19 protein-coding genes and 2 pseudogenes are annotated in these 25,389 nt (G+C 70.5%); 15 read left to right on the forward strand and 6 right to left on the reverse strand.

Annotated elements, in window-relative coordinates; genetic code table 11:
- Window positions 1-29: 29 nt before the first annotated feature.
- The 7 genes from araA to QUE51_RS07855 all read left to right on the forward strand — a co-directional run bounded on the left by araA (window position 30) and on the right by QUE51_RS07855 (window position 9,070).
- A complete protein-coding gene (araA, locus tag QUE51_RS07825) occupies window positions 30-1,541 on the forward strand; it encodes an L-arabinose isomerase (RefSeq protein ID WP_286278957.1) in 1,512 nt (503 codons plus the stop codon).
- A gap of 136 nt (window positions 1,542-1,677) precedes the next feature.
- On the forward strand, window positions 1,678-2,802 hold the full coding sequence (gene chvE, locus QUE51_RS07830; RefSeq protein ID WP_286278958.1) for a multiple monosaccharide ABC transporter substrate-binding protein: 1,125 nt from the start codon (window positions 1,678-1,680) through the stop codon (window positions 2,800-2,802).
- Between the two features lie 82 nt (window positions 2,803-2,884).
- Window positions 2,885-4,426, forward strand: coding sequence for a multiple monosaccharide ABC transporter ATP-binding protein (mmsA, locus tag QUE51_RS07835; protein ID WP_286278959.1), 1,542 nt, complete (start codon window positions 2,885-2,887; stop codon window positions 4,424-4,426).
- Window positions 4,427-4,447: 21 nt separating this feature from the next.
- Complete coding sequence (gene mmsB / locus QUE51_RS07840) at window positions 4,448-5,716, forward strand: multiple monosaccharide ABC transporter permease (RefSeq protein WP_286278960.1); 1,269 nt, start codon at window positions 4,448-4,450, stop codon at window positions 5,714-5,716.
- A gap of 95 nt (window positions 5,717-5,811) precedes the next feature.
- On the forward strand, window positions 5,812-6,972 hold the full coding sequence (locus QUE51_RS07845; protein ID WP_286278961.1) for an alpha-galactosidase: 1,161 nt from the start codon (window positions 5,812-5,814) through the stop codon (window positions 6,970-6,972).
- 253 nt (window positions 6,973-7,225) lie between these two features.
- Window positions 7,226-7,903: an alpha-amylase family protein gene (locus QUE51_RS07850; protein WP_286278962.1), complete on the forward strand. Its 678-nt coding sequence runs from the start codon at window positions 7,226-7,228 to the stop codon at window positions 7,901-7,903.
- Window positions 7,904-7,954: 51 nt separating this feature from the next.
- On the forward strand, window positions 7,955-9,070 hold the full coding sequence (locus tag QUE51_RS07855; RefSeq protein WP_286278963.1) for a glycerate kinase: 1,116 nt from the start codon (window positions 7,955-7,957) through the stop codon (window positions 9,068-9,070).
- Between the two features lie 76 nt (window positions 9,071-9,146).
- Here QUE51_RS07855 and xylB read toward each other — a convergent pair whose 3' ends face one another.
- Both xylB and xylA read right to left on the reverse strand, forming a co-directional pair.
- Complete coding sequence (xylB, locus tag QUE51_RS07860; protein ID WP_286278964.1) at window positions 9,147-10,568, reverse strand: xylulokinase; 1,422 nt, start codon at window positions 10,566-10,568, stop codon at window positions 9,147-9,149.
- A 139-nt stretch (window positions 10,569-10,707) separates the two neighbouring features.
- Window positions 10,708-11,904: a xylose isomerase gene (gene xylA / locus QUE51_RS07865; protein WP_286278965.1), complete on the reverse strand. Its 1,197-nt coding sequence runs from the start codon at window positions 11,902-11,904 to the stop codon at window positions 10,708-10,710.
- Between the two features lie 68 nt (window positions 11,905-11,972).
- On the opposite strand from xylA, the gene QUE51_RS07870 reads away from it, so the two are divergent.
- The 3 genes and pseudogenes from QUE51_RS07870 to QUE51_RS07880 all read left to right on the forward strand — a co-directional run bounded on the left by QUE51_RS07870 (window position 11,973) and on the right by QUE51_RS07880 (window position 15,990).
- Window positions 11,973-13,148 carry an ROK family protein gene (locus tag QUE51_RS07870; RefSeq protein ID WP_286278966.1) on the forward strand — a complete coding sequence of 392 codons (1,176 nt, stop codon included), beginning with the start codon at window positions 11,973-11,975 and terminating at the stop codon, window positions 13,146-13,148.
- Window positions 13,149-13,234: 86 nt separating this feature from the next.
- Window positions 13,235-14,644, forward strand: coding sequence for a GH1 family beta-glucosidase (locus QUE51_RS07875; protein ID WP_286278967.1), 1,410 nt, complete (start codon window positions 13,235-13,237; stop codon window positions 14,642-14,644).
- Window positions 14,645-14,761: 117 nt separating this feature from the next.
- Window positions 14,762-15,990, forward strand: a pseudogene (locus QUE51_RS07880) (multidrug effflux MFS transporter).
- Window positions 15,991-15,993: 3 nt separating this feature from the next.
- Here the strand turns inward: QUE51_RS07880 and QUE51_RS07885 are convergent.
- Both QUE51_RS07885 and QUE51_RS07890 read right to left on the reverse strand, forming a co-directional pair.
- Window positions 15,994-17,187 carry a cation:proton antiporter gene (locus QUE51_RS07885; RefSeq protein WP_286278968.1) on the reverse strand — a complete coding sequence of 398 codons (1,194 nt, stop codon included), beginning with the start codon at window positions 17,185-17,187 and terminating at the stop codon, window positions 15,994-15,996.
- Window positions 17,188-17,247: 60 nt separating this feature from the next.
- Window positions 17,248-17,742 (reverse strand): cation:proton antiporter regulatory subunit, encoded by a 495-nt coding sequence (locus QUE51_RS07890; protein WP_286278969.1) that lies wholly within the window; start codon window positions 17,740-17,742, stop codon window positions 17,248-17,250.
- A 224-nt stretch (window positions 17,743-17,966) separates the two neighbouring features.
- On the opposite strand from QUE51_RS07890, the gene QUE51_RS17960 reads away from it, so the two are divergent.
- A complete protein-coding gene (locus QUE51_RS17960; RefSeq protein WP_350226741.1) occupies window positions 17,967-18,812 on the forward strand; it encodes an endo-1,4-beta-xylanase in 846 nt (281 codons plus the stop codon).
- Window positions 18,761-19,309 carry a glycoside hydrolase family protein gene (locus QUE51_RS17965; RefSeq protein WP_350226742.1) on the forward strand — a complete coding sequence of 183 codons (549 nt, stop codon included), beginning with the start codon at window positions 18,761-18,763 and terminating at the stop codon, window positions 19,307-19,309. Before QUE51_RS17960 ends, QUE51_RS17965 begins: the two co-directional genes overlap by 52 nt.
- 521 nt (window positions 19,310-19,830) lie before the next feature.
- On the opposite strand, the pseudogene QUE51_RS07900 reads toward QUE51_RS17965, so the two are convergent.
- Window positions 19,831-20,792: pseudogene (locus QUE51_RS07900) on the reverse strand (acetylxylan esterase).
- Between the two features lie 79 nt (window positions 20,793-20,871).
- Window positions 20,872-21,873, reverse strand: a complete 1,002-nt coding sequence (locus QUE51_RS07905) for a LacI family DNA-binding transcriptional regulator (protein ID WP_286279310.1) — start codon at window positions 21,871-21,873, stop codon at window positions 20,872-20,874.
- A gap of 312 nt (window positions 21,874-22,185) precedes the next feature.
- Between QUE51_RS07905 and QUE51_RS07910 the strand changes: the two genes are divergently transcribed.
- Genes QUE51_RS07910 through QUE51_RS07920 form a run of 3 tightly spaced genes read left to right on the forward strand, consistent with a single transcriptional unit; the run spans window position 22,186 to window position 25,387 of the window.
- On the forward strand, window positions 22,186-23,481 hold the full coding sequence (locus tag QUE51_RS07910) for an ABC transporter substrate-binding protein (RefSeq protein ID WP_286278971.1): 1,296 nt from the start codon (window positions 22,186-22,188) through the stop codon (window positions 23,479-23,481).
- A 26-nt stretch (window positions 23,482-23,507) separates the two neighbouring features.
- Window positions 23,508-24,518: a carbohydrate ABC transporter permease gene (locus QUE51_RS07915; protein ID WP_286278972.1), complete on the forward strand. Its 1,011-nt coding sequence runs from the start codon at window positions 23,508-23,510 to the stop codon at window positions 24,516-24,518.
- Window positions 24,515-25,387 carry a carbohydrate ABC transporter permease gene (locus QUE51_RS07920; RefSeq protein WP_286278973.1) on the forward strand — a complete coding sequence of 291 codons (873 nt, stop codon included), beginning with the start codon at window positions 24,515-24,517 and terminating at the stop codon, window positions 25,385-25,387. The genes QUE51_RS07915 and QUE51_RS07920 overlap by 4 nt, the downstream gene beginning before the upstream one ends.
- Window positions 25,388-25,389: the final 2 nt, after the last annotated feature.

Below are 25,389 nucleotides of genomic sequence, written 5' to 3' on the forward strand. Positions count from 1 at the left end.
GCACCCGAGACGACAGCAGAAGGACGAGCATGAGCAGCACCACCCCGGATCTCTCCGCGCACCAGGTCTGGTTCCTCACCGGAAGTCAGGGCCTGTACGGCGAGGAGACCCTCCGCCAGGTCGCCGAGCAGTCGACCCGGATCGCGGAGGAGCTGGGAGCCGGTCTGCCGGTCGAGCTGGTCTGGAAGAGCGTCCTCACCGACTCGGAAGCCATCCGCCGCGCGGCGCTCGACGCCAACGCCGACGACCGGGTCATCGGCGTGATCGCGTGGATGCACACCTTCTCGCCGGCGAAGATGTGGATCACGGGGCTCGACATCCTGCGCAAGCCGCTGCTCCACCTGCACACCCAGGCGAACGTCGAGCTGCCCTGGTCGAGCATCGACTTCGACTTCATGAACCTCAACCAGGCCGCGCACGGCGACCGGGAGTTCGGCTACATCCAGGCGCGTCTGGGCATCCCGCGCAAGACAGTCGTCGGTCACGTGTCCGACCCGCGCGTGATCGGCGACGTCGACACGTGGGCGCGCGCGGCGGCCGGTTTCGCGGCCTCACGCTCCCTCAAGCTCGCCCGCTTCGGCGACAACATGCGCTACGTCGCCGTCACCGAGGGTGACAAGACCGAGGCCGAGCTGCGCTTCGGCGTGCAGGTCAACACGTGGGGTGTGAACGAGCTCGCCGAGGCCGTCGCCTCGTCCGCAGACTCGGAGGTGGACTCGCTGGTCGCGGAGTACGAGGACCTCTACGACGTCGCGCCGGAGCTGCGCCGCGGGGGAGACCGGCACGAGTCGCTCCGCGACGGCGCGCGCATCGAGGTCGGCCTGCGTGCCTTCCTCGAGGAGGGCGGGTTCGGCGCGTTCACGACGAGCTTCGAGGACCTCGGCTCGCTCAAGCAGCTGCCCGGCCTCGCCGTGCAGCGGCTCATGGCCGAGGGGTACGGGTTCGGAGCGGAAGGCGACTGGAAGACCGCGATCCTCGTCCGCGTGGCCAATGTCATGGGTGCGGGGCTGCCAGGCGGGGCGAGCCTGATGGAGGACTACACCTACCACCTGGAGCCCGGCAACGAGCTCATCCTCGGCGCCCACATGCTCGAGGTGAGCCCATCGCTGACCACCTCGCGGCCGCGCCTGGAGGTGCATCCGCTGGGCATCGGCGGCAAGGAGGACCCGGTGCGCCTGGTCTTCACCGCCGACCCGGGGCCCGCGGTGGTGGTCGCCATGAGCGATCTGCGCGACCGGTTCCGCCTCGTCGCCAACGTGGTGGAGAACGTGGCGCTGCCCGAGCCGATGCCGAAGCTGCCCGTCGGCCACGCCGTGTGGAAGCCCGCCCCGGACTTCGCGACGAGCGCGGCCGCGTGGCTGACCGCGGGAGCCGCGCACCACACCGTCATGTCGACCGCGGTCGGCGTCGATGCGTTCCGCGACTTCGCCGAGATGGCCGAGACCGAGCTTCTCGTGATCGACGAGGACACCACCCTGAACGGATTCCGCGACACCGTGCGCTGGAACTCGGCCTACCACCGGCTGGCCAGAGGCATCTGATGCCGGCCTCCGCAACGACTTCCCGCCTCCGGGCCGGGAGCAAGAACCTCGGGCCTCAGGTCCGGGCACCACAGGGAATGCTGACAACGGCGTCCTTTGCAACCACAGGAAAGGAAACACAGTGAAGAAGAGAGCAATGATCGCCCTCCTCGCTGGTAGCGCGATCGTCGCATCGCTGGCGGGCTGCGCAAGCGGCGGCAACGGCGGCGGCGGCGGCGACAACGGCGGCTCGGGCGAGGGCGGCGGCGACCTCATCGGCGTCGCGATGCCCACCAAGTCGTCCGAGCGCTGGATCGACGACGGGAACAACCTCAAGAAGCAGCTCGAGGACGCCGGCTACACCGTCGACCTCGAGTACGCCGAGGACGACATCCCGACCCAGGTCAGCCAGATCGAGAACATGGTCACGCAGGGCGCCACCGCGCTCATCGTCGCCGCGATCGACGGCACGACGCTCACGAGCGTGCTCGAGGACGCCGCCAGCCAGGACATCGCAGTCATCGCGTATGACCGCCTCCTCCGCGACACCGACGCGGTGAGCTACTACGCGACCTTCGACAACGAGCTCGTCGGCAACATGCAGGCGTGGACGGTGCTGAACGGCCTCGGCCTCACCGACCTCGAGGGCAAGCCCACCGATGGCGCTCCCGCCGGTCCGTTCAACATCGAGCTGTTCGCCGGCTCGCTCGACGACAACAACGCGTTTTTCTTCTTCAACGGAGCGATGGACGTGCTGCAGCCCTTCATCGACAAGGGCACGCTGGTCGTCAAGTCGGGTCAGACCGACATCGAGCAGGTCGCGACGCTCCGCTGGGACGGCGAGACCGCGCAGAGCCGCATGGAGGACATCCTGACCTCCAGCTACTCCGACGGCAGCCAGGTCGACGCGGTCCTGTCCCCCTATGACGGCATCAGCCGCGGCATCATCTCCGCGCTGACCGACGCCGGCTACAAGGTGGGCGCGGACTTCCCGATCATCTCCGGCCAGGACGCCGAGCTCGACTCGGTCAAGGCCATCATCGCGGGCGAGCAGTACGGGACCATCTTCAAGGACACCCGTGAGCTCGCCACCCAGGCCGTCAAGATGACGACCGCGGTGCTGAACGGCGACAAGCCCGAGACCAACAACACCGAGGACTACGACAACGGCGTGAAGGTCGTCCCGTCGTACCTGCTCCAGCCGGTGATCGTGGTCAAGGACAACATCAACGACGCGCTCGTGAAGTCCGGCTACTACACCGACGCCGAGATCAACGGCTAGTCACTCCCCAAGAGGTGCCGGTGGCGGGGATAATCTCCCTCCCACCGGCACCTTCGACGACGAAGTAGGAAGCGAGCTCCCAGTGGCGGACAACATCCTGGAGATGCGTTCGATCACCAAGACGTTCCCCGGCGTGAAGGCGCTGCAGGACGTCACCCTCGAGGTCGAGCGGGGTGAGATCCGGGCCATCTGCGGCGAGAACGGTGCAGGCAAGTCGACGCTGATGAAGGTGCTGTCCGGGGTCTACCCGCACGGCACGTACGACGGCGACATCGTGTTCGAGGGCGAGGTCCTCGAGCTGCACAGCATCCGCGACAGCGAGGCCAAGGGCATCGTCATCATCCACCAGGAGCTCGCGCTCAGCCCGCACCTGTCGATCGCCGAGAACATCTTCCTCAACAACGAGATCAAGGGCCGCTTCGGCCTCATCGACTGGCAGAGGGCGAACTCGGAGGCGCAGAAGCTCCTCGATCGGGTGGGCCTCCGCGAGAAGGCCACGACCAAGATCATGGACATCGGCGTCGGCAAGCAGCAGCTCGTCGAGATCGCGAAGGCGCTGTCCAAGGAGGTCAAGCTCCTCATCCTCGACGAGCCGACCGCCGCGCTCAACGACGCGGACTCGGATCACCTGCTCGAGCTGATCCTCCAGCTGAAGCAGCAGGGGATCACGTCGATCATCATCTCCCACAAGCTCAACGAGATCGAGAAGATCGCCGACTCGGTCACCGTCATCCGCGACGGCAAGACGATCGAGACGATGGCGAAGGCGGAGATCACCGAGGACCGCATCATCAAGGACATGGTGGGCAGGGACCTCGAGCACCGCTATCCGGACCACACGCCGTCGATCGGCGAGGAGGTCCTCCGCGTGGAGGACTGGACCGCGCACCACCCGCAGGACCCGACGCGCGTCATGGTCGACAACGTCAACATCACGGTGCGCCGGGGCGAAATCGTCGGCATCGCCGGACTGATGGGCGCGGGTCGAACCGAGTTCGCGATGAGCCTGTTCGGCCGCTCGTACGGGAGCCGGATCAGCGGTCGCGCGTTCATCAACGGCAAGGAGGTGAAGCTGCACTCGGTCGCGGAGGCCATCGAGAACGGCCTCGCCTACGCGACGGAGGACCGCAAGGTCTACGGCCTCAACCTCATCGACGACATCAAGCGGAACATCTCGATGGCGTCGCTGCGCAAGCTCGAGAAGCGCGGGCTCGTCAACGACGGCGAGGAGTTCACCGTCGCCAACGAGTACCGCAAGAGCATGAACATCAAGGCGCCGACGGTGCTGAGCAAGACCGGCAAGCTCTCGGGCGGCAACCAGCAGAAGGTCGTGCTGTCCAAGTGGCTCTACTCGGATCCCGAGGTGCTGATCCTCGACGAGCCCACCCGCGGCATCGACGTCGGGGCGAAGTACGAGATCTACACGATCATCAATCGGCTCGCGGCACAGGGGAAGGGCATCCTCGTGATCTCCTCCGAGCTGCCTGAGCTGCTCGGCATCTGCGACCGCATCTACGCCCTCTCCGAGGGCCGGATCACGGGCGAGCTCCCCATCGCGGAGGCGACGCCCGAGGCGCTGATCAAGTACATGACCATGGAAGCCCCCGCTGAGGGACGCAGCTAGAGAACAAGGAGTCTTGACGACATGACGAACACGGAACTCCGGCCCGGCGGCGGTCCCACCGGCAGCGAGGAGATCGGTCCTCCGCAGAACAAGGTGACGTCGGCGATCTCGCACGTCCTCGCCGACCTCGGCAAGAACGGCATCTTCGTCGCGCTCGTCCTGGTGGTCGCGCTCTTCGCGGTGCTGACCATCTCGGCGCGAGGCGACTCGATCCTGCTCCGGCCGCAGAACATCTCGAACCTGATCGTGCAGAACGGGTACATCCTGATCCTCGCGATCGGCATGGTCCTCGTCATCGTGGCCGGCCACATCGACCTGTCCGTCGGGTCGGTCGCGGCGTTCATCGGCGCGATCTCGGGCGTCTTCGCCGTGAAGATGGACCTCCCGTGGTGGATCGCGATCATCCTGTCGCTCGCGATCGGCGCACTGGTGGGCGCGTGGCAGGGCTTCTGGATCGCCTATGTGGGCATCCCGGCGTTCATCGTGACCTTGGCGGGCATGCTGATCTTCCGCGGCCTCGCCCTCGTCGTGCTCGGCAACTCGAACATCGGCTCCTTCCCCGCCGAGTACCGGGCCATCGGCAACGGGTTCCTCGAGTTCCTGCCGATCGACCTCGGGCCGCGCAGCTCGATCGACCTGGTGACCCTCGGCATCGGCCTCATCGCGATCGTCGCCCTCGTCGTGCAGCAGATCCGCACCCGCGTCGGGCGCCAGAAGTACGGCCAGGACGTGGAGCCGTTCGGCTGGTTCATCGCCAAGCTGGTGCTGATCGCCGCCGCGATCGCGTTCTTCGCCTACGCGCTGTCCGCGGCGAAGGGCATCCCGGTGACGCTCATCATCCTCGCGGTGCTCGTGCTCATCTACTCGACGGTCGCGAACCGCAGCGTCTTCGGCCGCCACATCTACGCGATCGGCGGCAACCGCCACGCCGCGGAGCTGTCGGGCATCAAGACGCGGTCGGTGGACTTCTGGCTGTTCGTCAACATGGGCGTCCTCGCGGCGCTCGCGGGCCTCGTGTTCACGGCTCGGCTCAACCTGGCGGGCCCGAAGGCCGGTGACGGCTTCGAGCTCGAGGCCATCTCGGCCGCCTTCATCGGCGGCGCGGCGGTCCAGGGCGGCGTCGGCACCGTGAGCGGGGCCATCATCGGTGGCCTCATCATCGGCGTGCTGAACAACGGCATGTCCATCATGGGCATCGGCATCGAGTGGCAGCAGGCCGTGAAGGGGCTCGTGCTGCTGCTCGCCGTCGCGTTCGACGTGTTCAACAAGCGCCGCTCCGGCGGTCGCTGAACCCCGCACACGAGGGGAGAGGGGAGTCCGGGCCGGGTGCCCGGGCTCCCCTTTCGCTGTCCGGGACGCCCGAGCTTCTCGATAGCGTGATGCGCATGGACACGCTGCCCGCGATGCTCTCCGGGGTGGAGGCCGCTCTGGACTGGAGCGACGACGCTCCCGTCCGGCTGGCCGTTGGGCTGCCCGATGCCTCCTCGCCGTGGACCGCGCGTCCACTGGTCGAGCTCTTCACAGCCGACGAGCAGCGTGCCCGGACCAGCGAGGGCTACCTGCGCTCCCAGATCGGCGAGCGGCTGCGGCACCGCGACATCCGCCGGAGCGAATCGGACCGGTCCGCTGTCCTCGAGGTGGACCAGGAGGACCCGCTGACCGGGCTCCGCGTGACCACTCGAGTGGAGGCGCCGGCCGGCCTGCCCGCGCTCCGGGTGTCCTCGACCGTCACGAACGGCGGCGAGGAGGGCGTCATCCTGACCGGCGCCACGACCCTCAGCGTCGGCATCCCGACGGGACCGGGGATGCGGCTCCTCTCCGCCCGCAGCGAGTGGCTCGGCGAGGCGCGCTGGGCCGAGCAGGAGCTCGACGCAGTGCTGCCGGATCTGAGCCTGTCCGCGCACGGGCAGGACGCGCGGGGGAAGTACGCGCAGGCGAGCCGGGGGACCTGGTCGACGGGCGGAGCCGTCCCGAGCGGGACGATCTTCGACCGGGACACCGGAGCAGCGCTCGGATGGCAGATCGAGAGCGCGGGCGGGTGGCTCTGGGAGCTCAGCCGACTGCGCGACGGCGCACGGCTGACCCTCGCGGGGCCTCAGGATCTCGAGCACCAGTTCGCGCTGCGGCTCGAGCCCGGGGCGTCGTGGACGACGGTGCCCGCCGCCGTCGTGCTCTCCCCCGACGGCAGCGATGGGGCCTTCGCCGAGCTGACCCGGTACCGCCGGTGGCTGCGGGCCCCGCGGGCCGCCGGGCGAGCCCTTCCCCTGGTCTACAACGACTTCATGAACACGCTCATGGGCAACCCGACCACCGATCGTGTCGCGCCCCTGATCGAGCACGCTGCCGCGGCGGGGGCGGACATCTTCTGCATCGACGCCGGCTGGTACGCGGACGAGCCCGGTTGGTGGGACTCGGTCGGGGAATGGCTGCCCTCGGAGCGGCGCTTCCCCCGTGGACTCGCCGAGGTGACCGATGCGATCCGTGCGGCGGGCATGCGGGTCGGGCTTTGGCTCGAGCCCGAGGCCGTCGGCGTGCGCAGCCCCTAGCCGCCCGCCTGCCCGATGACGCGTTCTTCCGCCGCTTCGGGCGCCGCGTGACCGAGAACGGCCGATACCAGCTCGACCTTCGCTCGCCGGCCGCTCGGGCCCATCTCGACGGCGTCGTCGACCGCCTCGTGCAGGAATTCGGCGTGAGCTTCCTGAAGCTGGACTACAACATCAATCCCGGTCCGGGCACGGAGCGGGAGGGCGAGGGGCGGGCGCGGGCCTGCTCGGCCATGCGCGCGCGTTCGCCGAGTGGATGCGCGGAGTCCAGGAGCGACACCCCGAGCTCGACCTCGAGAACTGCGGGTCCGGCGGCATGCGGATGGACTACCAGCTGCTCGAGGTGGCCGACCTGCAGTCCATGACGGACCAGCAGGACTTCCTGCGGGAGGCCGTCATCGCCGCCGCGGGTCCGTCGCTCGTCCTGCCCGAGCAGTGCGGCAACTGGGCCTACCCGAGCGTCGCCATGTCCGAGGAGGAGACCGCCTACAGCCTCGTGGGCGGGGTGCTGGGCCGCCTGTACCTGTCGGGGTTCCTCGGGGAGCTCCGTGCGGAGCAGCGCGAGCTCGTGCACGCCGCGACCGCCCTGCACCGCGAGTGGCGCGGGGCGATCGCGCGGTCGGTGCCGTCCTGGCCGCTGGGCCTGCCCGGCTGGGAGGACGAGGTGTTCGCTCTCGCGCTGACCGCGGCCGACTCGTGCCTCCTGGGCGTCTGGTCCCGCGGCGACGGGGGACCGGTCGCGGTGCCGGGCTACGACGGCTGGCGCGCGGTCCAGGTGTTCCCGCCGGCTGCCGGGGACGCGGCGGCAGCCGCCCCGGTCGACGGCACCCTGGCGGTGACGCTGCCCGCGGGGCCGTCCGCGCGCATCGTGCTGCTGACGCGCCCGTCCCCCGAGGCCGACTTGCCAGAAAATCCCGCTTCGGCGGCCGAATAGCGGGATTTTCTGGCAAGTCGCCTCCGTCGGGAGCTCAGGAAGGGGAGTGGCATGGGCCGGATCGTCGTGGCGCCCGACTCGTTCAAGGGGACGGCGTCGGCCCGGGATGCCGCCGCAGCGATCGCCCGCGGGTGGCGCTCGGCCCGGCCGTACGACGGAGTGGACGAGGTGCCGATGGCGGACGGCGGCGAGGGCACGATGGACGCCCTGGCCGCCGCCGTTCCGGGTGCCCGGCGCATCCTCGCCCGCGTCGAGGGACCGGCCGGCGGGCGGGACACCGGGCACCTCGATGCGGAGTGGCTGCTGCTCCCGGCCGGGGACGGCGGGGGACCGGTGGCGCTGGTGGAACTCGCCGCAGCATCCGGCATCACGCTGCTCGACCGCCTCGCTCCCCTCGACGCCCACACCTACGGCTTCGGCCAGCTGATCGCCGCTGCGCTCGACGCCGGCGTCGAGCGGCTGCTGCTCGCGATCGGCGGCAGCGCCTCCACCGACGGCGGCAAGGGCGCGCTCGCGGCCCTCGGCGCGCGCCTCCGCACCGGGGACGGCCGTCCTGTGGCGCCCGGCGGCCGGGGGCTGGCCGAGGTCGCGACGGCGGACCTCTCCGCGCTTCGGGCGCTGCCGCCAGGCGGCGTGCTCGTCCTCAGCGACGTCACCAACCCGCTGCTCGGGCCCTCCGGTGCCGCCGCCGTCTTCGCACCCCAGAAGGGTGCGAGTCCGGAGGAGGTGGCGCTTCTCGAGAGCGGCCTCACCCGGCTCGCCGCCCTTCTGCCCGCCGACCCCGCGACGCCGGGAGCGGGAGCGGCGGGAGGGGCCGGCTTCGGGCTCCTCGCGTGGGGCGCGACCCTCACCTCCGGCGCGGCGGTGGTCGCCGACACAGTGGGGCTGGATGCCCGCATCGCCGGCGCCGACCTCGTGATCACCGGGGAGGGGGCATTCGACGCGCAGACCGCGGCGGGGAAGGCCGCCGCCGAGGTCGCCGCCAGGGCCGGCCGGGCCGGGGTGCCGGTCGCGCTCGCCGCGGGCCGCATCGAGGCGCCTCCTGTCGGGTTCACGAGCGCCGTATCCCTGACCGCGCTGGCCGGCGGCCCCGACGCCGCGATGGGGGACCCGGTCCGCTGGCTGGAGCGTGCCGGTGCCGAGCTGGCCGCTCGCTTCGACGCCTGAGCTCTGTCCGCATCAGTTCGGACTATCCGCAACGGCAGACCGATGCGGATAGTCCGAACTGATGCGGATACGCGGGTCAGGCCGTCGCGGTCGCCGCCCGGTACTGCGCGCGGATCTCCGGGCGCGTGTCGACGGAGGGCTGCGCGGTGACCTCGAGCGGCCAGCCGGGGCGGGATCCGGAGAGCGCCCACGCGGCCTGAACCGCGGCCCCGCCCGCCACGTACTCTCCGGGCGCGGGCACCGCGATCGGCGCGTCGAACACCTGGGCGGCGATGGCGGCGACCGCCGGGTTCTGCGCTGCGCCGCCGATCAGCAGCACGCGCTTCTCGGCGACCCCGTTGGCCCGGAGGGCATCGAGCCCGTCGGCGAGACCGCAGAGCAGCCCCTCAACGGATGCCCGGGCCAGGTTCTCGCGGCTCGTCGAGCGCAGCGTCATCCCGTGCAGGGACGCGGTGGCGTCCGGCAGGTTAGGGGTGCGCTCGCCCTCGAAGTACGGCACGAGGACGAGACCATCCGCGCCCGGCGTCGCCGCGAGGGCGAGCCTGCCCAGCTCGTCGTGGTCGACCGCGAGGAGCCGAGCGGTCGCGTCGAGGACCCGCGCCGCGTTGAGGGTCGCGACGAGCGGGAGGAACTCGCCGCTCGCACTCGCGAATCCGGCGACCGTGCCCGACGCGTCGCGGGCCGGCGCATCGGTGACCGCGAAGACGGTGCCGCTGGTGCCGATGGACACGACGGCGTCGCCCGCCGTGGCCCCGAGCCCGAGGGCGGCGCCCGCGTTGTCGCCGGCTCCCGCGCCCACCACCAGTCCGGCAGGGATCCCGGGCTGTGCCACGGTGCGTCCCGCCTCTGCGGAGGGAGCGAGGACTCGGGGGAGCACCGCGTCGTGGCCGAGGGCGAGCGTGAGCAGCTCCCGGTCGTACGCCTCGTCGGCGGGGGACCAGTAGCTCGTGCCGCTCGCGTCCGACCGGTCGGTGACGAGCGCGTCCAGCACCGGTCCGAGCGGCGACCCCTCGGCCGAGCCGTAGCCCAGCAGGCGCCAGGTCAGCCAGTCGTGGGGAAGCGCCACCGCGGCCACGCGGGCGGCGTTCTCGGGCTCGGCGTCGCGCAGCCAGCGGAGCTTCGTGGCGGTGAAGGAGGCGACGGGCACCGATCCGGTGCGCCGGGCGTACTCCTCGGCGCCGACCTCGGCGATCAGGTCGCGGGCGGCCGGCGCGGAGCGGGTGTCGTTCCAGAGCAGGGCGTCGCGGATCACCCTCCCGTCCGCGTCGAGCACGACCATTCCGTGCTGCTGGCCGGCGACCGCGATCGCAGCGACGTCCTCGAGACCGCCGGCGTCCTGGATCGCGGCGAGCAGGGCGGTCCACCAGGCGGCGGGATCCACCTCGGTGCCCTCCGGGTGTGCAGCGCGCCCGGTGCGGATGATTGCTCCGGTCTCGGCGTCGCGAACGACCACCTTGCAGCTCTGGGTCGACGAGTCGACTCCGGCGACGAGCGTCATCGCGTTTCCTCTCTCGCGCGAACTGCCCAGTGAGTCCCTGGCCGATGCCTCGGCCAGGGACTCACGCTCGTGATCTTCGAGACGCTCGCTTCGCGAGGTCCTCGATCAGCGGCGCTGGAGTGGGCAGGTCAGGGGTGGGTCAGCCGCGGGCGCCGAGCAGGTGCTCGGTGGCCAGCTGCTGGAGACGGACGAAGCCGAAGCCCTTGCCGCCGAGGTAGGCGGAGGCGTCGAAGTCCTCGAACGCGGAGCGGTCCGCGAGGAGGTCGTCATAGCTCTCGCCCTCGTTGAGGGTCGGCTTTCCGAGCTCGGTCACCTTGGCCGCCTCGAGCGCCTCCTGCACCTCGGGGTCGGCCCGGAACGCCGCGGCCCGCTCCTTGAGGATCAGGTAGTTCGCCATGTTCGCCTTGGCCGACTCCCACACGCCGGTCTCGTCCTCGGTGCGGCTCGGCTTGTAGTCGAAGTGGCGCGGGCCGTCATAGGTGGGTCCGCCGGCCGGGCTGCCGTTCTCCAGCAGGTCGACGAGCGCGAACGCGTTGTAGAGGTCACCGTGGGCGAAGACGAGGTCCTGGTCGTACTTGATGCCGCGCTGCCCGTTGAGGTCGATGTGGAACAGCTTGCCCTGGTACAGCGCCTGGGCGATGCCCGCGGCGAAGTTGAGGCCCGCCATCTGCTCGTGGCCGACCTCGGGGTTGATGCCGACCAGCTCGGGACGCTCCAGCGTCTCGATGAACGCGAGGGCGTGGCCGAGGGTCGGCAGGAGGATGTCTCCGCGGGGCTCGTTGGGCTTCGGCTCGATCGCGAACCGGAGGTCGTAGCCCTTGTCGGTCACGTAGTCGCCGAGCAGGTTGACGGCCTCGCGGTAGCGCTCGAGCGCGGCGCGGATGTCCTTCGCGGCGTCGTACTCGGCGCCCTCGCGGCCGCCCCACATCACGAAGGTCTTGGCGCCGAGCTCGGCGGCGAGGTCGATGTTGCGGAGCACCTTGCGCAGCGCGAAGCGGCGGACGGCGCGATCGTTGGAGGTGAACCCGCCGTCCTTGAAGACCGGGGCGCTGAACAGGTTGGTGGTGACCATCGGGATGATGAGCCCGGTGTCGGCGAGCGCCTGCTTCAGGCGCTCGATCTCGGTCTGGCGGACCTCATCGGTGGAGCCGAAGGGGAACAGGTCGTCGTCGTGGAAGGTGAGGCCATAGGCGCCCAGCTCCGCGAGCTTCTCGACCACGTGCACGGTGTCGAGGTGCTCGCGCGTGGGGCCGCCGAAGGGGTCGGTGCCGTTATAGCCGACGGTCCAGAGACCGAAGGAGAACTTGTCGTCGCGAGTGGGGGTGGGTCCGGTCACAGTGACGTCCTTGTCTGTCGAATTGTTGCGTGTGTGCACATATTACCCGCTCTCGCTATCGTTGCGACATGTCCAATACGGGCAGCAACCTGGATCGGCTCCGGCGCGGCAATCTGGCCGCGGTGCTGCGCATCGTGCACCGAGCACAGCAGGTCTCGCGCGCCCAGATCACCGCGTCCACCGGGCTCTACCGGTCGACCGTCGGGGCGCTGGTGACCGAGCTCGAGTCGCTCGGCCTCGTGATCGAGGGGGAGCCGGAGGCCACCAACCGGGTGGGCCGGCCGTCTCCCGTCGTGCGCCCGGCTCCGGAGGTGGTCGCACTCGCCGTGAATCCCGAGGTCGACGCGATCACCGTCGGCGTGGTGGGGCTGGGAGCACGGGTCGAGCACCGCGTGCGGCTCCCCGTGTCGAGCCCCGCAACGGTCGAGCGCACCGTGGGACTCGTCGCGGAGCTCATGTCGGCGGGCGACTCCGGACCGCTCGAGGGCCGCCGAGTCGTCGGCGTGGGAGTGGCCGTGCCCGGCCTGGTCCGCGCGGCGGACGGACTCGTGCGGTGGGCGCCGCACCTCGGATGGCGCGACGTGCCCATCGCGGCGCTGCTCGAGGAGGCCGTCGGGGTGCCCGCGGCTGCGGACAACGACGCAAGCCTCGGCGCGCTGGCCGAGCACCTGTTCGGCGTGGGCCAGGGCGTCGACGATCTCGTCTACGTCAACGGCGGCCCCAGCGGCATCGGCGGCGGAGTCATCGCGGGCGGGCGTCCCCTCCGCGGGGCGGGCGGCTACGCGGGCGAGATCGGGCACAACCGCCCCGGAGTGCGGGGCTCCGAGGACCGGCTGAGCGACAGCGGCGCCCTGGAGGACGAGGTCAGTCGTGCGCGCCTGCTCGCCGTTCTGGGACTGACGGAGGCCGACGAGCCCACGCTCGCGCGGGCGCTCCTGTCCTCCCGCGACGACGCGGTCCGCGGCGAGCTCGACCGCCAGCGCGCCATCCTCGGCACCGCGCTCAGCAACGCCGCCAACGTGCTGAATCCCTCGCTCATCGTGCTGGGCGGGTTCCTCGCCACGATCCTCGCGTCCGATCCGGAGCGGCTCGCCGCCCTCGTCGCCTCGCAGACGCTTCCGCCGGCCGCGGAGGACCTCCGGCTCGATGCCGCCGCGCTCGCGGAGGACCGCCTGCTCATCGGGGCCGCCGAGCTCGTGTTCGCGCCGCTGCTCGCCGACCCCGCGGCCGGTCCCCGCCGCTGAGGGGGCGCCCCCGGGGACGCTCCGGGGATGCGTGCCAGACTTCCCCAGGACGTGCGCCTCCTCGCGGCGCGGATGGAGCTGCACCTGTGACCACCGGATCTGCCGACTACCGCGACTCCGGGCTCCGCTTCCCGGAGGGCTTCCTCTTCGGCTCCGCGACCGCCTCCTACCAGATCGAGGGAGCGGCTCAGGAGGACGGCCGCAGGCCCAGCATCTGGGACACCTTCGCGCGCACCCCGGGCAAGGTGCTGGGCGGCGACACGGGCGACATCGCGGACGACCACTACCACCGCTGGGCCGAGGACCTCGACATCGTGCGCGACCTCGGGCTGGATGCGTACCGCTTCTCGATCGCGTGGCCGCGCATCCAGCCGACCGGATCGGGCGAAGCCAACCAGGCGGGCCTCGACTTCTACTCCCGCCTCGTCGACGGGATGCTCGAGCGCGGCATCACCCCGATCGCCACGCTCTACCACTGGGACCTCCCGCAGCCGCTCGAGGACGCCGGCGGCTGGCCGGAGCGGGAGACCGCGCACCGCTTCGCCGAGTACGCGGCCCTCGTCGGCGCCGCGCTCGGCGACCGCGTGCGCACCTGGACGACGCTCAACGAGCCCTGGTGCTCCGCGTTCCTCGGCTACGGGGCGGGAGTGCACGCCCCGGGGCGCACGGAGCCGCTCGCCGCGCTGCGCGCCGCCCACCACCTCAACCTCGCGCACGGCCTGGGGATCCAGGCGCTGCGCGGCGTCGTCCCCGGCGACCCCGACTACTCGGTCACCCTCAACTTCGCGGTGCTGCGGGGCGAGGAGGAGGCAGTCCGCCAGATCGACGCCGTCGCCAACCGCGTCTTCACCGGCCCTCTGCTGAAGGGCGCCTACCCCGAGGACCTGCTCGCCGACACCGCCTCCGTCGCGGACTGGTCGTTCGTGCAAGACGGCGACCTTGTCGACATCGCACAGCGGATCGACCTGCTCGGCGTCAACTACTACAACACCGCCCTCGTCGCACTGTGGGACGGGACCGGTGTGAAGGAGTCGGCGGACAACCATGGCGACACCGCGGCGTCCCCCTACCCCGGCGCGGATCGGGTGCAGTTCCTGCCGCAGCCCGGCCCGTACACCGAGATGGGGTGGAACATCGCTCCGGACGGGCTGGAGGAGCTGCTCCTCTCGCTCAGGCGCCAGTTCCCGGATCAGCCGCTCATGATCACCGAGAACGGCGCCGCCTTCGACGACGTCCTCGAGGACGGCCACGTGCACGACGCCGAGCGGCTCGACTACTTGCGCCGCCACTTCACGGCCGCACACCGCGCTCTGGAGCAGGGCGTGGACCTGCGCGGCTACCAGGTGTGGTCGCTCCTCGACAACTTCGAGTGGGCCTACGGCTACTCGAAGCGGTTCGGAATCGTCCACGTGGACTACGAGACGCTCGCGCGGACGCCGAAGGACAGCGCCCTCTGGTACTCCGAGCTGGCGCGGACACACGTCCTGCCGGAGTGAGAACGAGCGGCTCGAAGGACGCAAGCCCTCCGCAGAACTGATTGCCGTCGGTAAACTGTTTTTCTCCGGGTGCCGCCGCCGTCACCTTCCGCCCCGCAATCCTCCGGTGCCTCTTACGTGACTGCAGCAATCCACCCCGGCGACGCCCTGTCGCGGGCTCAACTCGTCCTGTTCGTGATCGTCCTCGGCGCCCTGGTGGGCCTCGGCCCGTTCACGATCGACATGTATCTCCCGGCGTTCCCGGTCCTCACGAAGGACTTCGGCGTCTCCGACGCCGCCGTCCAGCTCACCCTCACCGGCACGACCATCGGCTTCGGCCTGGGTCAGCTCGTGGTCGGCCCGCTCAGCGACCGCTTCGGCCGCCGGATACCGCTCCTCGCCGCGACGACCCTGCACGTGCTGGCCTGCGTCGGCGCGGCCCTGGCTCAGGACGTCACCGTCCTCGGGCTCTTCCGCGTGCTGCAGGGCATCGGCGCCGCGGGCGGCGGCGTGGTCGCGATGGCCATGATGCGGGATCTCTTCGGGGGTCGGGCGCTGGTCCGGATGCTGTCCCGGCTCGCGCTCGTCACCTCGCTCGCCCCGGTCGTCGCGCCGGTGATCGGGAGCCAGCTGCTGAGAGCGGTCGACTGGCGCGGACTCTTCCTCACCCTCGCGGGATACGGCCTCGTGATGGTCATCATCGCCGCCCTCTGCCTGCGTGAGACGATGCAGCGCGCGGAGGTCACGGAGAGCCCCGCAGCACCGCGCGCGAAAGGTACCGGGCGCTCTTCTCCGACCGGGTGTTCGTGGGGCTCCTCATCGTGGGCGGGATGCAGGTCTCCGGCCTCTTCGCCTACCTGTCGGCGTCGTCGTTCCTCTTCCAGAACGTGTACGGGCTCTCGGCGCAGCAGTTCGGGCTGCTGTTCGGCATGAACTCGATCGGCATCATCCTCGGCAACCAGACGAGCGCCCGCCTCACGCGGGTGATCGGGCCGCAGTGGATCCTCGCCGGCACGACGCTGGTGCAGCTGCTGTCGGCGGCGTTCATCGTCTTCGCGGTCCTGAACGGGCTCGGTCTGCCGGGCGTCGTCGTGCCGCTGTTCCTCTTCATCCTGGCCTGCGGCTTCGCCTTCCCCTGCGTACAGGTGCTGGCCCTCGCGAACCACGGCAGGGAGGCGGGAACCGCCGCATCGCTGCTCGGCGCGGTGAACTTCGGCGTCGCCGGGATCCTGTCGCCGATCGTCGGGCTGCTCGGCATCGCGAATGCGCTCCCGATGGGCGCGGTCATGGGCACCACGGCCGCGGTCGGCATGGCCAGCCTGTGGCTGATCGTGCGGCCGCGAACGGTCCCTGGGCTCGCCGACTGAGCCTCAGCCGCTCGCCGCGGCCCGCTGGGCGTCCCCGCGCCGGCGCACCGCCGTGCGGAACCATGCGGTGTCCGGGATCCGCGAGAGGAGCGGCCCCGCGACGACCGTGATGAGGACGTAGGCGGTCGCGAGCGGGGCGAGCTGGGGCTCGACGCCCGAGCCGACCGCGAGGCCCGCGATCACGATCGAGAACTCACCGCGGGGCGTGAGGGCGAAGCCGGCGCGCCAGCGACCCGGCACTCCCATGCCCGCCCGCCGCGCGGCCAGGTAGCCGGTGACGACCTTGGTCGCCATCGTCGCGATTCCGAGCAGAGCGGCCGGCAGCAGCACCGGCAGCATGTCGACCGGGTCGGTGGCGAGTCCGAAGAAGACGAAGAAGATCGCGGCGAAGAGGTCGCGCAGTGGGGAGAGGAGCTCCTCAGCGCTGTGGGCGACCTGGCCGGACAGTGCGATGCCCACGAGGAAGGCGCCGACGGCGGCCGACACGTTGACCTGCTGAGCGACCCCCGCGACGAGGATGGTGAGCCCCAGCACTCCGAGCAGGAGCGACTCCGGGTGGGTCGCGGTGAAGAGCCGGGACACCTGCCGGCCGTGGCGCAGGGCGAGGTAGAGGATGGCGCACACGGCGGCGACCGCGATCACGAGCGTCGTCGCCCCCTCGAGGAGGCCAGCCCCGATGACGACGGCCGCCAGGATCGGCAGATAGAACGCCATGGCCAGGTCCTCGATCACGAGCACGGAGAGGATCGTCGGCGTCTCGCGGTTTCCCAGACGCCCGAGGTCACGCAGCACGCCGGCGATGACGCCGGAGGAGGAGACCCAGGTGACGCCCGCCAGGGCGATCGCGGCGACGGGACCCCAGCCGAGCAGCAGGGCGAAGAGCGCGCCCGGCGTTGCGTTGAGCGCGGCATCCAGGAGTCCTGCGGCGCGGGAGCGGGAGAGGCTCTCGACGAGCTCGCCCGCGGTGTACTCGAGCCCCAGCATGAGCAGCAGGAGGATGACGCCGATCTCGCTGCCGGTCTCGAAGAACCCCTCGCTGGCCGAGAGCGGGAGTGCGCCGCCGTGGCCGAAGGCGAGTCCTGCGAGCAGGAACAGGGGGATCGCCGAGATGCCGACCCGGTTGGCGAACCGGGAAAGCAGCCCGAGCGCGAGCAGGAGAGCGCCCACCTCGATGAGAAGAAGGGTGGACTCGCTCACGGCTCAGGCGCCGCTGCTCGTCAGCAGTTCACTGCGCAGAGGGAGAAGCTCGCTCACGGATCAGCCGGCGCCGTGCGTCAGCAGCTTCGCGAGGGCGTCGAGTCCCGGGCGGGTTCCCACGGCCACCACCGTGTCGCCCGCGTCGAGCGGGGTCTGCGGGGTGGGGGAGGGGATGACCTCGGTGCCGCGCACGATGGCGACGATCGAGGTCAGCGTGCGGGTGCGCGCCTTGGTGTCGCCCAGGACGCCGCCCACGTAGGGCGAGCCCGCCGGCAGCACCAGCTGCTCGGTGAAGAGGCCGGCGGCCTGCTCCCGGATGCCGGTGAGCTGCCCCATCATGACGGAGGCGCCGAGCACGTTCGCGAGCGCGGCCGCCTCGTCGTCGGTGAGGGCGACCGAGTCGCTCGCGGCATCCGGATCGTCGATGTCGAAGAGCGCGAGGTCCCGCTCGCCGGTGCGGTGGGCGACGATGCCCACGCGCCGCCCGCTCTCGGTGAGCACGTCGTGGCGTGTGCCGATCCCGGGGAGATCCACCCGTTCGATGCGCACGCTCATGCCCTCGACGGTATCAGCCGGCCGCCGCCCGGCCCGGCTCGGCCGGCGCCCGCCACGGGCCGAATCGGTCCGTCCGGGCCGCCGATTCGGCCCGGAATGCCCGGACAGGCCCGGTCCGCTGCCGCCGACGACGCGGTTTCGAAACCCCTCGGCACGTCCGAGACCGCGATCTACACTCCCGGAGCGGACCCGGCCGGAGTCCGGAACTCGACGAGGAGATCGACGTGGCAGCCCCCGTTCCCCCGCACGACCCCACCTTTCGCGATCGGATCGGGGATGCCGTCGTCACGGTCCTAGGACGGGACGGGCGCCCGCTCGGCGACACCGAGGTCGTCGTGGAGCAGCGCCGGCACGCGTTCGCCTTCGGCAACATCGGCTTCGACTTCCTGCCGCTGGCCAACGGCGAGACGGGACTCGACCCGGCCGAGGTGGAGACGTTCGGCGGCGCGGCCGTCGAGCAGCTCGAGCACCTTGCGGACCTGTGGCTCGACGTGTTCAACACCGCGACCCTGCCGTTCTACTGGGGGCGCTTCGAGCCGCGGCGTGGGCAGCCCGACACCGAGCGATTCCTGAGGACGGCCGAGTGGTTCCGAGAGCGCGGGGTCGCGCTCAAGGGGCATCCGCTGGTGTGGCACACCGTGACGGCGCCCTGGCTGCTCGGGCTGCCCCTCGACGAGGTCGAGCGCGTGCAGCGGGAGCGCATCCGGCGCGATGTCGGGGCCTTCGCCGGTCTGGTCGACACCTGGGACGCCATCAACGAGGTCGTGATCATGCCCGTCTTCGACAAGGAGGACAACGGCATCACGCGCCTGGCGTACGACCGCGGGCGCATCGCGATGATCCGGCTGGCCTTCGAGGAGGCCAGGGCGGCGAACTCCAACGCGACGCTGCTTCTCAACGACTTCGACCTGTCGTCCGCGTACGAGTGCCTGATCGAGGGCGTGCTCGAGGCGGGCATCCGCATCGACGCGATCGGCCTGCAGACGCACATGCATCAGGGGTATTGGGGGAGGACCGGATGCTGGCGATGGTGGACCGCTTCGCCCGCTACGGCCTGCCCCTGCACCTGACCGAGACCACGCTGCTCTCCGGCGAGCTCATGCCGGCCCACATCGAGGACCTCAACGACAGCCCCTTCACCGACTGGCCCTCGACGCCGGAGGGCGAGGCGAGGCAGGCCGATGAGGTGGAGCGGCACTACCGCTCGCTGCTCTCGCATCCGTCCGTGCAGGCGATCACCTACTGGGGGCTCACCGACGACGGCATGTGGCTCGGCGCGCCCGGTGGCTTCGTCAGAGCGGACGGGACGCCGAAGCCCTCCTATGACGTCCTCCGGGGGCTGGTGAAGGGCGAATGGTGGCTGCCGCCGACCCCGATGCGCACGGATGCGGACGGCCGGGTGAGGGTCAGCGGGTTCCTGGGGGAGTACGCGGTCACCACCGGCGGGGATGCGGCGGTGTTCTCGGTGGAGGGGAGGCACGCGACGTCGAGGTGCGGCTCGGGTGAGGGGCGGGGCGCCCGCTGCGGTGCCGGGGGATCCCTTCGACGTGGCTCGGCTGTGGCTTAAGAGGTGGCAAGAGGCGGTTCGAGGAGGCTCGTCGCGTTCTTCGAATGGCCGGGCTCCGCACTGCGGGATGGGCGGTAGGTCGAGCGCGCCCCGAGAAACCGAGCGCGGGTCGAGCGCCGAGCGCGCCCCGTGACGACGAGCGCGGTGCGTAGACAGCCCGCGCTCGTCGTCACGCCCCGCGCTCGGTAGCGGAAGGACCGCGCCGCCGCCGCGCACCGCGCTACGTACCCCAAGGGCCCCCGCATGGCGTCTCGAACCGCGCTCGGCGCCTCGAACCGCGCTCGCCGAGCGATCGGCGTCGGCTAGCAGCGACCGCGCTGGGATTCAACGGGTGCTCGCAGCCCGACCGCCTGCCCCTCGTCTTAAGCCTCGACCGGCCGCCCTACGACCAGCACCGACGCACAGGGGAGGGCCGCCCCGCCTCTCTCAGCGAGCGCGGCCCGCAGCGACGAACGCGGTGCGGATACGGCCCGCGCTCGGCCGCACGCCCCGCGCTCGTCCGCACGCACCGCGCTCGGCGATCAGCCCAGGGTGCGCTGGAGGAACGCGACCGCGGCGAGCTCGTCTTCGATCGCGCCGCCCTCGTGGCCGTTGAAGGGCCACACCGTGATCGACTTCGGCCCGGCGTACTCGTGGAAGGCGCCGAACACGGTCGACGGCGGGCAGATGACGTCCGCCAGGGCTGCCGAGAGCTGCGCGGGGGCGGTGGCGCGCCGGGCGAAGTTGACGCCGTCGAAGTAGCGCAGGGTCGCCATCACCTGCTCCACCTCGGTGCGGTGGATGCGGAGGTAGGCGGCGACCTCGCCGTACGGGTTGGCGTCGGTGGTGGCGAGCGCCCGAGGAAGTCGCAGAGGAACGGCACGAATGCGACGACGCCGGCGATGTCGTCGCGCAGGCCGGCGACGGCGAGGGCGATCCCGCCGCCTTGGCTGCCGCCCTGAACGGCGATCCGGTCCGCATCCACCACGTCGAGGCCGCGCGCGGCGTCCACGGCACGGACCGCGTCGGCGAAGAGCCGCCGGTAGTAGTAGTCGTGCGGGGAACGGATGCCGCGGGTCATGACGCCGGGAACCTGTGGGCCCCCGGCGCCGGAGTCCGGCGTCTCGCCGAGGCTCCAGCTCGCTCCCTGGCCGCGAGTGTCCATCTGGAGGTGCGCGAACCCGGCGGAGGCGAGCAGGAGGTTCTCGCCCGCGCTCCCGCGTCCGCCGCCGTAGCCGATGTACTGGACCACGGTCGGCAGCGGCCCGGTGGCGCCCCGCGGAACGCGGAGCCACGCCCGCACGGGCTCCCCGCGGAAGCCCGGGAAGGTGACGTCGTACACGTCTAGAGTGCGGAGCCCCACATCGACCGGCTCGAGCGTGACCGGACCGTCGAAGGCCCGGGATTCGGAGAGGGTCGCCGACCAGAACTCGTCGAAGTCGTCGGGCGCCGTCTGCGTGCTGCGGTACTCCCAGAGGGCGGACTCGGGCAGGTCGATGATCACGGGATCCCCTTCGATCGGGTGCGGAGGCGCGGGCGGGCAGGGCGGGAGGCGGCCCGGCCGGGACGTTCCAACGTACCCGTCAGGCGGACGGGGGCGCGGTCGTGGCTCGGCGCACCAGGCGGGTGGGCAGGCGGAGGTGGGTCTCCTCGGGCTGCTCCCCGTCCAGCAGGGACACGAGGAGACGCACGGCGGTTGCGCCGATGGTCTGCATGGGCTGCCGGATGGTCGTGAGCGGCGGGTTCATCCGGGAGGCCTCCGGCACATCGTCGAAGCCGATCACGGAGAGGTCGTCGGGCACGCTGAGGCCCATCGATGTGGCCACCTCGATGATGGCGATGGCCGAGACGTCGTTCGCCGCGAAGATCGCGGTGGGGCGGTCGCGGAGTGACAGCAGAGCCATCGCCGGCTCCCGTGCGGTCTCCTGCTGGTAGCGGCCGATGCCGATCAGCGACGGGTCGAACCGGATTCCCGCGTCGAGCAGCGCCCGGCGGTAGCCGTCCTGGCGCCGGATGGAGGAGCGCAGGTCGGGGCGTCCGGCGAGGAACCCGATCCGCCGGTGTCCGAGCTCGATGAGGTGGTTGGTCGCCTGCAGGGCGCCCGCGAAGTTGTCCGACTCCACGGTCGGCACGTCGGCGGGACCGGTGTGCGGGTCCACGGCCACGATCGGCATCTCGGCGGGCACGGTGACGACGGTCGGGGTCACGAGGATGGCGCCGTCGATGAGGGTGCCGCTCAGCCGGCTGATCGACTTCCGCTCCCACCCGTCGTTCTCGCCCTGATGTGCCCCGCTGTAGGCGAGCAGGTCGTAGGAGGAGTCGCGGAGCGCGGCGCCGACTCCCTTGAGGATCTCGGCACTGAACGGCTCGAAATCGGCCACCAGGACACCGATCACCCCCGTCCGCCGGGAGCGCATGCTGCTCGCGACGATGCTCGACTCGTACCCCAATTCCTGCACGACTTGCAGGACACGCTGGGACGTGACGTCCGCGACGCCGTACCGTCCGTTCACGGCTTTGGACACTGTGGCGACCGAGACGCCGGCGGCTGCGGCCACATCGTGGATGGTCGGACGGCGATTCACGAGGGTCAGCGTAGCGGTCATGGAAAATGTTTTCGAAAACGTTTGACGACGTTTCCACCAATTGTGAGACTGAAAGAACCGGGAGCCTGAGCGGCCCACACGGACCACGATCACGAGCAACGACGCCGTCGATGTCTCGCGAGCGCGGACGAGCGGCTGATCGGGTCCGGCGCGTAGGGAGTGGCGAGGCTCGCTCCCGACGGAAGGCGGGTCCTGCAGACCCGCTCGGTGCGCGGCCGTTTCGGCCGATCGCACGTCCCCGGCACCTTCGACCCGTCGGTGCCACTCAACGAAGAGAACAGGTTGAACCCCATGAAGGCTAGATTCCTTGCCGGTTCCACAGCCCTGGTCCTCGGTGCCGCAGCCCTGGCTGGCTGTAGCGCGGGTGGCTCCGGAGGCTCCGGCGATTCGGGCGACGGCAACGTCACCATGACCCTCTGGCAGAACTCCACGACCGGAGAGGGTCAGCAGTTCTGGAAGAACGCGGCCGCCGACTTCACGAAGGCGAACCCCAAGGTCACCATCAAGGTGCAGTCGATCCAGAACGAGGACCTCGACGGCAAGCTCCAGACCGCACTCAACTCGGGCGACGCGCCGGACATCTTCCTCCAGCGCGGCGGCGGCAAGATGGCGGCCATGGTCGCGGCCGGCCAGCTGATGGACCTCACCGGCAAGGTCGACTCGACCGTGCAGAAGGAGCTCGGTGAGGCGGCCCTCGGGGCCGACTCCCTCGACGACAAGCTCTACGCGATGCCGCTGACGATCCAGCCCGGCGGCTTCTTCTACAGCCAGGATCTGTTCAAGCAGGCGGGCATCACCGAGACGCCCGCCTCGATCGACGACCTCTCCGCTGCTGTCGACAAGCTGAAGGGCATCGGCGTCGCGCCGATCGCGCTCGGCGCCAAGGCGGCCTGGCCCGCGGCTCACTGGTACTACTTCTTCGCGCTCCGCGAGTGCGACTCGAAGGTCCTCGAGAAGGCGACCACCGACAAGGACTTCAGCGACAAGTGCTGGATCAAGGCCGGCGAGGACCTGCAGAAGTTCTCCGACACGAAGCCCTACAACGAGGGCTTCCTCACGACCGAGCCGCAGCAGGGCGCCGGCAGCTCCGCGGGTCTCGTGGCCAACCACAAGGCAGCGATGGAGCTCATGGGTGCCTGGGATGCCGGCGTGATCGCCGATCTCACCCCGGACAAGAAGCCGCTCCCGGACCTCGGCTGGTTCCCCTTCCCGGAGATCTCCGGCGGCAAGGGCGAGCCCGGCTCGATCCTCGGCGGCGTCGACGGATACTCCTGCTCGGTCAACGCCCCCAAGGAGTGCGTGGACTTCCTCAACTTCGTCGCCACTGCTGAGCAGCAGACGAAGTACTACCAGGCCTTCCACACGCTGCCGGCGAACTCCACCGCCCAGGAGAGTGTGACGGAGCCCTTCCTGCAGTCGATCCGTGACGCCGTCAACAGCGCCCCGTTCGTCTCGCAGTGGCTGGACACCCTCTACGGGCAGAACGTCGGCAATGCGCTCAACGTGGGCGTGGTCGACATGCTGGCCGGCAAGGGCGACCCGGACTCGATCGTCCAGTCGGTCGCGGACGCCGCCAAGAAGGCCTGACGGACCAAGGAACCAGGTAACTAGAGATGTCAGTACGCGAGAGCGCCGTTCCCGCCGCCTCGCAGACTGGTCTCGCCGCGAACGAGGGCAGCGCCGCAACGACGCTGCCCTCGTCACCGCGTCGCGGCCGCGCCGACTGGCGCGGCCGCCTGGAGATCGCTCTGCTCGTGGGACCGGCGCTGGCGATGTTCCTCGCCTTCGTCATCCTGCCGGTCGTCATGGCCGCCTACTACGGCTTCTTCAGCTGGCAGGGCTTCGGGCCCGCGACCCAGTTCGTCGGCTTCAAGAACTACATCACGATCATCCAGGACCCGACCTTTCAGCAGGCCCTGGCCCACAACGGCCTGATCGTGGTGCTCTCCCTGGTGCTTCAGGGGCCGGCCGCGATCCTGCTCGCGCTCCTGCTCAACCGGAAGCTGCGCGGTCAGTCCCTGATCCGCGTCCTCATCTTCGTCCCCTACGTCATCTCCGAGGTCGTCGTCGGCACCGGGTGGAGCCTCATCCTCCAGACGCAGGGAGCCCTGAACGGCGCGCTCGACAAGCTCGGGTTGGGCACGCTCACGCAGGACTGGCTGTCGAACCCGGACATCGCGCTGTGGACGCTGATGTTCATCATCACGTGGAAGTACATCGGCTTCGCGGTGATCCTCTTCCTCGCGGGCCTGCAGGGCATCCCCGAGGAGCTCTCGGAAGCGGCCGCGATCGACGGCGCCTCCTATTGGCAGGTCCAGCGCCGGATCACGCTTCCGCTCCTCGCCCCCACGCTGCGCATCTGGGCGTTCCTCTCGATCATCGGAGCGCTCCAGCTCTTCGACCTCGTCTACATCATCTGGGGTCAGTACATCTCCTCAACCGCCGGCACCTCGACCATGGCGACCTACATGGTCACCAACGGCCGGAACGCCGGGAACTACGGCTACGGCAACGCCGTCGCGGTCGTGCTGTTCCTGATCTCGCTCGTCGTGGCCCTCGTCTACCAGCGGTGGGTGCTCCGCCGCGACACCGAGGGCGCCATCACTGGAGGAAAGCGCCGATGACCGCCATGACCGCGGGCACGCCCGCCCGCACGATCACCAAGGTCCGTCGCCCGATCCGCTGGGGCACCGCCGCCGCCTACGTCGTCGCGGTGGTCGTGATCGCGCTGATGCTCGCGCCCGTCGCGTACATCATCCTCGGCGGGTTCCGCACCAACTCGCAGATCACGGCCGACCCCGCCGCGCTGCCCGGTCCATGGGAGCTGGGCAACTACCTGGCCGTGCTGACCGGCGGGATCTTCTGGCAGGAGGTCCTCAACTCCACCATCGCGGCCGTCGCCACGACGGCGGGCGTGGTCCTCCTCGGCCTGATGGCGAGCTACGTCCTGGCCCGGTACCGCTTCCGAGGCCGCGGCGTGCTCTACGCGACCTTCGCGGCGGGCCTGATGTTCCCGATGACCGTGGCGATCACCCCGCTCTACATCGTGATCAAGAACCTGGGCCTCATGAACTCGCTCGGCGGCATCATCCTGCCGCAGATCGCGTTCGCCCTCCCGACGACGATCATCATCATGGTGCCGTTCCTCAAGGCGATCCCCGACGAGATCCAGGAGGCCGCCTTCATCGACGGCTGCAGCCGCCTCGGGTTCTTCTTCCGGATGGTCATCCCGCTCGCGATGCCAGGAGTCGTCACGGTCGGCATCCTGGCGTTCATCGCGAGCTGGAACAGCTACCTGCTGCCCCTGTTCATCCTTAACGACGACTCGACCTTCACCCTCCCTCTCGGCGTGCAGGCGTTCTCGTCCCAGTACTCGGTCGACACGGCTCGCGTACTGGCGTTCACGTCGCTCTCCATGATCCCCGCGCTCATCTTCTTCAGCGTCTTCGAGCGCCGCATCGTCGGTGGCCTCACGGGCGCGGTCAAGGGTTAGGT

The sequence above is a fragment of the Naasia aerilata genome, assembly GCF_030296595.1.
GTDB classification, from domain to species: Bacteria; Actinomycetota; Actinomycetes; order Actinomycetales; family Microbacteriaceae; genus Naasia; species Naasia aerilata.